Origin of the sequence: Pseudonocardia yunnanensis (genome assembly GCF_039534065.1) — a bacterium.
GTDB lineage: Bacteria > Actinomycetota > Actinomycetes > Mycobacteriales > Pseudonocardiaceae > Pseudonocardia > Pseudonocardia yunnanensis.
In genome coordinates this window covers 324,806-334,651 of record NZ_BAAAUS010000008.1, presented here as the reverse complement: position 1 = coordinate 334,651, position 9,846 = coordinate 324,806, and the positions used below count along the sequence as shown (strand labels likewise).

Annotated in this window: 11 protein-coding genes; 6 read left to right on the top strand and 5 right to left on the bottom strand. The window is 68.4% G+C overall.

Going from position 1 to position 9,846, the window contains the following annotated elements; genetic code table 11:
• Nucleotides 1–53 precede the first annotated feature (53 nt).
• Nucleotides 54–1,562 carry a GMC family oxidoreductase gene (locus ABD743_RS12825; protein WP_344722057.1) on the bottom strand — a complete coding sequence of 503 codons (1,509 nt, stop codon included), beginning with the start codon at nucleotides 1,560–1,562 and terminating at the stop codon, nucleotides 54–56.
• A 231-nt stretch (nucleotides 1,563–1,793) separates the two neighbouring features.
• On the opposite strand from ABD743_RS12825, the gene ABD743_RS12820 reads away from it, so the two are divergent.
• The 3 genes from ABD743_RS12820 (at nucleotide 1,794) to ABD743_RS12810 (ending at nucleotide 3,149) form a co-directional block, all read left to right on the top strand.
• Nucleotides 1,794–2,162, top strand: a complete 369-nt coding sequence (locus ABD743_RS12820; protein ID WP_344722056.1) for an RGCVC family protein — start codon at nucleotides 1,794–1,796, stop codon at nucleotides 2,160–2,162.
• Between the two features lie 231 nt (nucleotides 2,163–2,393).
• The gene (locus ABD743_RS12815) at nucleotides 2,394–2,906 is read left to right on the top strand and encodes a DUF5994 family protein (protein WP_344722054.1); all 513 of its coding nucleotides are present in this window, start codon (nucleotides 2,394–2,396) and stop codon (nucleotides 2,904–2,906) included.
• A gap of 81 nt (nucleotides 2,907–2,987) precedes the next feature.
• Complete coding sequence (locus ABD743_RS12810; protein WP_344722052.1) at nucleotides 2,988–3,149, top strand: DUF6307 family protein; 162 nt, start codon at nucleotides 2,988–2,990, stop codon at nucleotides 3,147–3,149.
• 280 nt (nucleotides 3,150–3,429) lie between these two features.
• Here ABD743_RS12810 and ABD743_RS12805 read toward each other — a convergent pair whose 3' ends face one another.
• Complete coding sequence (locus ABD743_RS12805) at nucleotides 3,430–3,633, bottom strand: hypothetical protein (RefSeq protein ID WP_344722050.1); 204 nt, start codon at nucleotides 3,631–3,633, stop codon at nucleotides 3,430–3,432.
• A complete protein-coding gene (hpf, locus tag ABD743_RS12800) occupies nucleotides 3,630–3,989 on the bottom strand; it encodes a ribosome hibernation-promoting factor, HPF/YfiA family (protein WP_344722048.1) in 360 nt (119 codons plus the stop codon). Before hpf ends, ABD743_RS12805 begins: the two co-directional genes overlap by 4 nt.
• 391 nt (nucleotides 3,990–4,380) lie before the next feature.
• Here hpf and ABD743_RS12795 point away from each other — a divergent pair, with 391 nt between their 5' ends.
• The gene (locus ABD743_RS12795; RefSeq protein WP_344722046.1) at nucleotides 4,381–4,650 is read left to right on the top strand and encodes a hypothetical protein; all 270 of its coding nucleotides are present in this window, start codon (nucleotides 4,381–4,383) and stop codon (nucleotides 4,648–4,650) included.
• Between the two features lie 190 nt (nucleotides 4,651–4,840).
• Here the strand turns inward: ABD743_RS12795 and ABD743_RS12790 are convergent, their stop codons facing one another.
• Nucleotides 4,841–6,802 (bottom strand): S9 family peptidase, encoded by a 1,962-nt coding sequence (locus tag ABD743_RS12790; RefSeq protein WP_344722044.1) that lies wholly within the window; start codon nucleotides 6,800–6,802, stop codon nucleotides 4,841–4,843.
• A 100-nt stretch (nucleotides 6,803–6,902) separates the two neighbouring features.
• On the opposite strand from ABD743_RS12790, the gene ABD743_RS12785 reads away from it, so the two are divergent.
• Nucleotides 6,903–8,420: an FAD-binding oxidoreductase gene (locus ABD743_RS12785; protein WP_344722042.1), complete on the top strand. Its 1,518-nt coding sequence runs from the start codon at nucleotides 6,903–6,905 to the stop codon at nucleotides 8,418–8,420.
• Here ABD743_RS12785 and ABD743_RS12780 read toward each other — a convergent pair whose 3' ends face one another.
• Nucleotides 8,421–9,035, bottom strand: a complete 615-nt coding sequence (locus ABD743_RS12780) for a TetR/AcrR family transcriptional regulator (protein ID WP_344722040.1) — start codon at nucleotides 9,033–9,035, stop codon at nucleotides 8,421–8,423.
• A gap of 102 nt (nucleotides 9,036–9,137) precedes the next feature.
• Here ABD743_RS12780 and ABD743_RS12775 point away from each other — a divergent pair, with 102 nt between their 5' ends.
• Complete coding sequence (locus ABD743_RS12775; RefSeq protein ID WP_344722038.1) at nucleotides 9,138–9,839, top strand: alpha/beta hydrolase; 702 nt, start codon at nucleotides 9,138–9,140, stop codon at nucleotides 9,837–9,839.
• Nucleotides 9,840–9,846 lie beyond the last annotated feature (7 nt).

The window sequence follows — 9,846 nt, the reverse complement described above, 5'->3', positions numbered from 1 at the left end:
CGTGTGCACGGGGGCCATCAGGTGTGCGCGGTCGCCCTCTGCCACGGGAGGGGTCAGCGCTGCCCCGTGATCAGCGTGGCCGCTCGTTCGGCGATGGCGAGCACGGTGGCGCACGTGTTGGTCGAGACGATCGACGGCATCACCGACGCGTCGGCGACCCGCAGGCCCTCGACGCCGTGGACCCGCAGGTCCGGGTCCACGACCGCCCGGCTGTCGGTGCCGATGCGGCATGTCCCGACCGCGTGGAAGAGGGTGCCGGCGCTCTGGAGCACCGCGTCACGCAGCGCCGCGTCGTCCTGCGCCGCGGCGCCGGGCATCAGCTCGTGGTCACGCCACTCCGAGAGCGCCTTCGACTCGCCCACCTCCCGGGCCCGCCGCAGCCCGACCACCATGCTCTCGACGTCCCGCTCGTCGGCGAGGTAGTTCGGGTCGATCAGCGGTGATCCCTCGGGGTTCGCCCGGCTCAACCGGAGCGAACCGCGGCTGACCGGCGTCATCAGCGCGCTCACCACCGTGAACCCATCGCCCTGCCCCGGCGTCCCGCGGGAGCCTGCCGGGAAGCTCATGAAGATCATCTGCAGGTCCACCGGGCCCGCAGGATCGCTGCGAAACCGCACCTGTGGCCGACGGGCGAACTGCGCGGCCTGCACGGGCCCCGTCGCGCGGTAGGCCACCCCGGCCTGCGGATGCTCGTGCAGGTTCTCTCCCACCCCCGGCCGGTCTGCGACGACGGTGATGTCGGCCTCGCGCAGTTGCGCCGCGGGCCCGATCCCGGAGAGCAGCAGGAGCTGCGGCGACGCGATCGTGCCCGCTGCGAGGACGACCTCGCGCTCCGCCGTGGCCGAGCGCCGCTCACCGTCCACTGTGTACTCGACGCCTTGGCACCGGTCGCCGTGCAACACCAGCCGCCGGACGTACGCGCCCGTGACCACGTCCAGGTTCGATCGATTCAGCGCCGGAGTCAGGTAGGCATCGGCCGCGCTCTGCCGCATGCCGTGCACCACGGTGTACTCACTCCAACCGACCCCCTCGCCCGACCCGGAGTTGAGGTCGTCGGCGACGGGATGTCCCGCCTCGACCGCAGCCTCGAACATCGCATCCCACAACGGCTCCTCGGCCTCACCCGGAGCAACCGTCATCGGCCCGTCTGCTCCCCGGTCACGGGGATCGCCGACCCCGACCGCGTGCTCGGCCCGCTTGAGGAACGGCAGCATCGACGCGTAGTCCCAGCCGGTGGCGCCGACCGCTGCCCAGGCGTCGTAGCTGTCGCGGTGGCCCCGCGTGTGCAGCGACGCGTTGATCGCGCTGGAGCCACCGAGCACCTTGCCCCGCGGCCAGGGCAGCACGACGCCACCGAGGCGCGGCTGCGGCACGGTCTCGTACGCCCAGTCGACCTCCGTGCCCTTCAACGTCGACCACATCTCCGGATCGGCCATCTCCGGTGGCCCGCTACGAGCACCCGCCTCGAGTAGGAGCACGCGCACTGCGCGGTCCTCGGACAACCGCGACGCGAGCACGCAACCTGCCGTACCGCCACCCACGATGATGTAGTCGAACGCCACCCGACCTCCCCCGGCACCGATCCGGGCCGCGCCGCCCCCTCCAGCGGCCGCCACGAACCCCGAACGAGATCCACCGTGCCACCGGGTTGATCGGATTCGGGCCGCCCGGTGAACCCGGTCACCTGCGGATTCGTCTGCCGTCGGCTCAACTCGACGGCACGTCCGGACGTCTCATCAACCATCGGTCAAACCACTCACGGGTACGGCGGAGCAGGGTGCTGCCGAAGTTCCATGGGCTCGGCTCGTTGGCCGTACGGCGAACCGCCGCCCGGACGTCCCACGAGTCGACCGTCTGCCTCCGCAGTGCGTAGGATGGGAGGGGTCGAGAGCATTTCGCACGTGGGCGGCCAAGCCCGCGTCGTCCTCGATTCAGGCCCACACTGGACGAACTTGCCGTCCGGGGATGGGAGCACCGACATCACGTCGGCATCCGACACACAGAGCACGACAGCACCAACCGATCTGGACGAGACTGAGGTGGCGTGCCCGGTCTGCCCCCATCCACGGGACGCACACGACGCCATCGGCACGCGGTACTGCACGGCGACGATCGCCAGTGGCGCCGCAGGCCGAGGTTGCGTATGTCGGCTCCCAGGATGAGTCCGCAAGCCACCCTCACCTGAAAAGGAACTACCGGCTTGCGCCGTCCGATGTGGATGGACGGCGGAGCACTGCGTCGTGGCAGATGCTGCGGCCATCGGTGTCCTGTCGAGGATCAACAGGTGTAGTCTCAGCTGCGCCGGGCTCATTTCGTGCATGGGCGTTCGAGCCCAGGTCGTTCCCGGCGAGAGTCCACGCGGACGAGCGATCGTCCGGGGACGGAGTACCGACATGACGTCGGTCCGCATCACGCCTATCGCTCGCAGCCCGGTAGAGACCGGCAGCGGCCACCGCGAGCACCTCCGGTTGACAGTGAAGCCGACGGCACCCGCCACGGGCGTTGTCGACGGTGGATGGTGGCCTCGGTCGCGCAACCTGGCTGCCGAGGTTCCTGCCCTGCTGTCGGCGCTCGCCGATCGCCTCGGGGCCATCGAAGGTGTGAGCTACAACCCGGACGATTGGGAGCCCACCCCGAGCAAGATCATTGCCGGCGGCGGGCGCATCAGGCTCGGCGGCTACCGCTCACAGCGCCGCGACACGATCGACGTGTACGGGCGCGGCCAGCTTGTCACGCTCCTGGTCGTGGCGCCCGAGGCGACCGCACCGGTCGCTCAGGCCGCGCTGCGGGCTGCGGGACATCGAGGCAACACAGACGGCGTCGAAGCGCTGCTCAGCGCCTCCGCGCCTTCTCCTACGCCGCGGAGCAGCACCGGGAGTTCGACGCCGGTGCCCTCCCATGAATGATCTCGTCCGCGATGAGACGAGTTCGAGCAACAGTCGACGTCGCCATCCGGCGACCACCCGCATTCCGGAAAGGAACCGAACATGGTCACCACCAAGCCCATCTACATCTCGCTCTACGACCAGCGCGTCCAACTCGTTGCGCACGCTTTGACGCAGAACTCGAAGCTCGGCGAGAAAGAGGCAGCCAAACTTGCCGTGCACGTCCTTTACGCCATTGACCACATCCCGGAAAAGGTGCGGTAGCTCCGCCTCTCCGGGCCGGAACCAGAACGATCAGGAGTCGTGAGCCCGGCGCCGACGTCGGCGCGGGCCACCGTGCGTCGCGCCAGTGGTCAACCACGGTGGGGTGTACTTCTGGAAGGGGCGCAGACCGCTGTTCCAATCGGCCGCGCCGATCGCCAGGACGGTTACGAAGATGATTACCCCAAGAAAAGTGATCATCGCTGGTGCTCTCTTTTTGTGTTCGGGGTCCGAACTCGGACCGTAGGTCCGGACATGTGCCGGGGCCGGAGTAGGAGCGGGCTCAGGATGAGGCGTTGGGGACCAGGTAGAGCGTCGTCCTCTGCCGGCTCGCTCGGAGGTCTGCGGGCACCGGGGGGTTGGCGGCACGGCGGCGCTCCAAGATGACATCGATGGCTTCGATATCGCCCGCATCGGTCGGTTCGCCCAGATCGAGGCCGAGTAGCACCGTCAAGTCGCTGAGTTCGAACGCAGGACCGGTCTTCATGCCCGGCCTGTTCCGGTTGCCATCCGCTGGTGTCGGTAGTGGTGGACCTGGTGGCGGTCGTGGTCGCGGCGCAGCCGGCCCTCCAGCCGGCCGACCGCGGCTTCGAGCGCGGCGTGGGCGTCGGCTCCACGGGCTTCGGCGCGCACGGTGGGGCCCTTGCCGCGACCGGTGATCACGACCTGTAAGGACGACTTCGACTGACGCGGGTTCGGCTCGTGGTTCAGCTCGACGTCAAAGCGGATGACGTGACGGTTGAAGTGTTCGAGGTGGGCCAGCTTGTCGGCGATGTGCGACCGGTGATAGCTGGACACAGTGATGTTGCGACCTGTTACGATGATCTCGGCCGGGGCGTTCATCGTGGCCTTCCTGGATCTGTCGACTTTCCCGGATGTGTGCGACGCCGAGCCCTGATCCATCGCTTCGCGAGGTGGGGCCGAGATGTGCCATCACGGGCACCAGGACCTGGCGAGGACGCGGCCTGAACGCTCGCGTTCGAAATGACCCGAGAGTGTCACCATACTCCTGTATTCATCACTCAGCGACGGTGACGATCGAAAATCTCGGGTCTTCGTTCGGGTTGCTCGCGTCCGTGGTGGCTCCCGCGCGGGTGAAAAAGGACCGGGTGCTGTCGGCGGCGAGTAGCCTGAGCGCGCCGAGGAATTCTCGAGCGCCGGCAGCCACGTCGGCGTCGTCCGAGGCGGACGTGACACCGGCCTCGAATTCCCGGCCGGAGACGGGAGTACCGGCGTGAGGTCGGTCCTCGGCGAGAAGCGCGACCACATCGGGCGGGCCGCGGTGCGTGCGGCCAGGCATCCGCTGCCCTGGCTGAACCAGCCGTCCGGCGGCGAGAACCACGTCACCGACGCGAACGGACGGCCGGTGTACGACGGCTTCAATGCGGCCGAGATGTTCCGGCTGTACGCGGTGGAGGCGCAGGCGGGACGCTCGGAGCGGTCGGCTGGGACGCATGTCCCGGGGACGCGCTGGGTCCGCCGCCTGCTTCGCGGGGCCTCCTGATCCGTCCGGACGTCGTCGGTGTTCGCACAAGATCTTCTCGGCCGAAGGTCGAGCAACGACAGGTGAGGAGCGGAGACGGAATTCGCTCCATTATTTTCGGTCGCCGACCGACTATTACGCGGGTGATCGTCGCGCGACTTCGTGACGAAGCCGGCGGAGCCGATTCAGTGTGATTCCGTTTGCGTTCGAGTCAGCTCGACGGCACGTCCGGACCTCTCATCAACCATCGGTCGAACCACTCGCGCGTGCGCCGGAGCAGGTCGAGCTGGTGGTTGCGTTCGCGGATCGAGTGGTTCTCTCTCGGGTAGACGACGTACTCGTGCTCGACGCCGAACCGGCGAAGGGCCCGGTGGAAGAACTCCGCCTGGGAGATCGGGACATTGGTGTCGTTCTTGCCGTGCATGATCAACACCGGTGTGCGGATCTTCGAGGCGAACGAGATCGGGCTCAGCCGGTCGTGATGGTGGGGGCCTGTCCCTTCCCAGCCGGTGCTGCCGCCGAGCCCGGCCTCGAACGGCCCTTCCTCTCCGGTCGCTGCGAGCATTCCCCAGTCGCTGATACCTGCTCCCATGAGAGCAGCTTTGAACCGATCGGTCTGTCCGACCGCCCACGCAGCCATGAATCCGCCGTGGCTCCAGCCCCCGATGCCCAGCCGGTCCGGGTCGGCGACGCCGTCGGCGATCAACATGTCGATCCCCGTGAGGACGTCGGTCCACTCGTCCATGCCGACCGCGCCCGCAACGCGTGCGGCGAACGCGTGACCATGTCCTCGGCCGCCGCGTCCGTTCGGCAGGAACACCGCGTATCCCGCCGTAGCCAGCCACTGCCCGGACGGATACCAGCCGAGCTGGAGCTGATCGGTGTACCCGTCGTAGGGGCCGCCGTGGATCAGCGTGACGAGGGGAAATGGGCCATCCTGCCGAGACTTTCCTGCGGGGAGGATCAGGAGGCCGTCCAGCTCCAGCCCGTCGAACGCCTTGTAGGACAGGCGCTCCTGGGCGCCCCACCGGACATCCCGAAGTTCCGGTCGCAGGTCGCTGATCCGCACCAGCGGCCCCAGCGGCGATCCTGCGTGCACGTCCTGGGGCTCGTACGACGTGCTCACCACGGCGGCGACAACATCGCCGCCTTCGTTCGCGGTCAGGAACTTAGCGAAACCCTCGACCCCTGATATCTCCACGAACTGCGGCCCGATGGGGTCGAGCCGGTGAATCGCCGTGTCCAGGCCGTCGGCGAACAAGGCCAGCGGCGCACCGGAGTCGATCTGGACGAGCTGCAACGGACAGATGCTCGTCCCGCCCGTCAGGTTGCGGTGCTCGCCTGCTTTTCCGCTCGTGGGCACGACGACGTCGAACACGGCGGCACCACCGACCAGACCGGGTGGGGTCGTCGCCAGGTACGCCAGGTGCCAGCATGCTTCGGCACGCCACCAGACAACTGACGATGCCCCCACCTGCGCACGGCCGAGGTCCCGTGCCGCCCCGGTGTCCACGGCGACCAGGTGGAGTCCGGGCTCGAGCAGGCCCGGGTCCAGATCGGGCGTGGGCCAGGTGAGCACCGCCAACGGCCCGCCATCGGGTCGTTGCACCACCTCGACGACGTGCCGGTCGCCGAGCGCCTCCGGAGTTCTGATCTCACGGGTCCGCAGGTCGAGCAGCCGCAGCCGGGAGAAGCGCACTCGCTCACCCCAGACCTCGGCATCGTCACGTTGCTCGGCCCGTCGCTCGTCGTCGTCGGTCGGTTCGTCGTGCGCGATGACGGCGATCAGATCGGGCTCGGCCAGGGGGCGGTGATCGCGGATTCCGCCCTTCCAGGTTGTGAGGGCTTCGACGTCACCACCGGCAGCGCGGATTCGCTGCAGCTGCGGCGTGCCACGTTCCGACCGGTCCGACAGGAAGAAGATCCACTGCGAATCCGGTGCCCATCGCGGCGAGGAGACCTGCACGGCGTCCCCGGTGAGCTGCCGCGGGGGCTCGCTCCCATCGGCCCGCGCGATCCACAGTGCGCTGATCGGCAGCTCGTCAGGCTGCCCGACGGGGGCGACAATGAACGCGACCCATCGGCCGTTCGGGGACAGCACGGGGGTGGAGGGCGTGCTGCCATCGACGACAAGCTCGTCGCTCAGTTCCGCTCGGGGCGATGTGGCGAACATCAACTCATCCTTGCAGGCATGCAGGAGCAGGATCGCGACTCAGTAGGTCGTCCGCTCCTTCGGCGACCAAGGGCAGCCATGCGGGAGGAGCCCGTCGATCGTGAGGCGCATCGACCGTCGCACCGCTCTCAAAGCCGGCGGGGTGCTGGCTGTCACCGCTCTCGCGAGCTGCGTCGACAACGAATCCGCGACGGCCGTACCGACCAGCTCTGTCCCAGCCGGACCGACCAGTCCCGCAGCGGCCGGTCCGACCGTCCCCGCCGCGGCCGCGCCCGACTGGAACGGGTTGCGGAGCGGCCTCGACGGCACGCTCCACCTGCGCGGTGAGAGCGGGTACCCCGCCGCCCACCAGCTGTTCAACCCGAGGTTCGACTCGATCCAGCCGGCCGCCGTCGTCCGAGCTGCCACCACCGACGATGTGCGCGAGTCGATCCTGTTCGCCCGGCAGAACGGGCTGGTCTGCGTCCCCAAGGGGGGTGGGCACTCCTACGTCGGTGCCTCCACTGTGGCGGGCGGGCTGGTCGTCGACGTCGGACCGATGAGCAGCGTCGGCTATTCCGACGACGTGGTGACCGTCGGCGCCGGGGCCAAGCTGTACGACGTCCACGCGCAGCTGGACAAGGACGGCAGATCCCTCCCGACCGGGACGTGTCCCACGGTCGGTGTCGCCGGGCTGGCCCTCGGCGGCGGTATGGGAGTCCACACCCGCACCTACGGCCTGACGAGCGATCGGATCCTCTCGATGGAGGTGGTCACCGCCGATGGGGTCGTCCGCACCGCCGGGCCGACGCAGGACGCGGACCTCTACTGGGCGTTGCGCGGGGGAGGCGGTGGCAACCTCGGCATCGTCACGTCGTTCCGGCTGGCCACGATCCCCGCGAGCAAACTCGGTTTGTTCACGCTGACCTGGCCGGAGGCGTCCGTGGCCGCGGCGCTGCGGGGCTGGCAGCGGTTCGCGCACGAGGCTCCGATGACGGCCTGGGCGAACTTCCACATCGACGCCCAGAGCAACGGAACGTTGTCGATCCACGCTGTCGGTGTCTCCACCACGGGTTCGGCCTCGGCCGCCGCCGAGCAACTGGAGTCGTTCGTCGGGTCGAAGGCCACCAGTCGCTCGATCACCGTCAAGACCCACATGCAGGCGGTGACGTACCTGGGCGGCGGGACCACCAGCGCGCGAACGGGATTCCTCGCCGGCTCCGACGTCCTGCGCGGTCCCATGGACGCAGCGACGATCACCCGGCTGCTCGCCGCGGTGAAGGCTGCCGCACGGGCGAAGGTGCCCGCGTCCGCGATCCTGGACCCGCTGGGTGGTCAGGCGGCGAAACAGCCGCAAGGTGGTGCTGCTTGGCCGTGGCGGTCTGCACTCGCCGTCATCCAGTGGTACTCCGGCCTCCCGGCCCACCCGTCGGCCGCGGCCCTCCGCGCGGCGCAGAACTTCGTGACCTCCGGGCATCGCGCCGTGGCCGCTGCCTCCGCCGGCGGCTACGTCAACTACATCGAGGCCGGCCGCTCCGTGAGCTCCTACTACGGGTCCAGCCTGGCCAGATTGCGCGCGGTGAAGGCGGAGTACGACCCGACCGACTTCTTCAAAGCCTCGCACGCCGCTTTCGGGTAGTCAGGAACGCGCCGTGCGCAGCCTGCGGGCGATTGCCTGGCGGGCCCTCTCGATCCCCAGGTCGTTCTGGTGCAGCACGAAAAGATCGTTCGCCAGGTGCAGGAACGCGTTGAGCTCGAACGCCAGTTGAGAGGCTTCTTCGTCCGGCCTGATCGCGCCGTCTTCCTGCGCTCGCTCCACGAACTCGATCACGGTGTCGTTCCACGTGGACTGGGAGCGCGCGAGCGCATCTCGGACCGGGCCGGGATGCGTGTCGAGCTCGGCGCCGGCTGAGGCGAAGAAACAGCCTCCAGGAAAGACTTTCTGGTCGACGTAGGACAGAAAGCGCTCGCACAGAGCGGTGAGCCGGCTCAGAGCGTCCGGCTGTTTCCGGGCGGGCAGCACGACCTGGGTGGCGAAAACGTCCTCGGCGGCAGTGATGATGGCGAGCTGGAGTTCTTCCTTGGACGAGAAATGCGCGTACAAGCCGCTCTTGCTCATCCCGATATGGGCTGCCAGTCCGCCGATCGACAGGCCCTCGAGGCCCTCGATCGTGGCCAGCCCCATCGCGGCCCCGAGGATCGCCTGGCGGCTGCGTTCGCCGTCGGATCGCGTGCGCCGGACCGGCGCCGTCACCGGAATCGGATCAAAGGACTGCACGTTGACACCATAGCACGACCGGTCGTACTTTCTAGTTAGAGCGACCGATCGGTCGTGCTGCTATCGGTGAGGTAGACGATGACGCGTTCCAGTAGTCCTGCGCTCGTTCTCGTCCACGGCGCATGGCACGGCCCTGACATGTGGACGAAGCTGATCGACGAGTTGCCGGAGATCGATGTCCGCAATGTCCGGCTGTCGTCGAGTGGAAACGTCGTGTCGCAACTCGGCGATCTGTACGCCGACGCCCGAACTGTGCGATCAGCGGTGGAGAGCGTCGATGGTCCGGTGGTGGTGGCAGCCGCTTCCTATGGCGGCGCCGTCATCACGGAGGCGCTGGCGGGCGTCGACGCCGTCAGGCGACTGATCTACATCAACGCGTTCCAGTTGGAGATCGGGCAATCGATACTCGGTGCGTGCAACGGGGTTCCGCAGGAATGGTGGCGGGTGCACGACACGGAAGGCTATGTCGACGTGGTGCGCGGCAAGGAGATCTTCTACAACGACGTCGACGCCGAGAGCGCGGAGCGGGCGAACGGCGCTCTGCTCCTCCAGTCGTATGCGTCGTTCGTGCAACCGATCACGCAGGCCGCCTGGCACACGATCCCGAGCAGCTATGTGATCAGCGAGCGGGACGCGGCCATTCCCGTCGGCGCTCAGGAGTTCATGGCCGGGCGTGCCCATCGCGCGTGGCGGCTCGACGCCGGCCATTCACCGTACTTGTCCCGGCCGACCGAGATGGCGGCGATCCTGCGCGAGGAGATGGCGAACGCTTCGGCCTGACGACGGC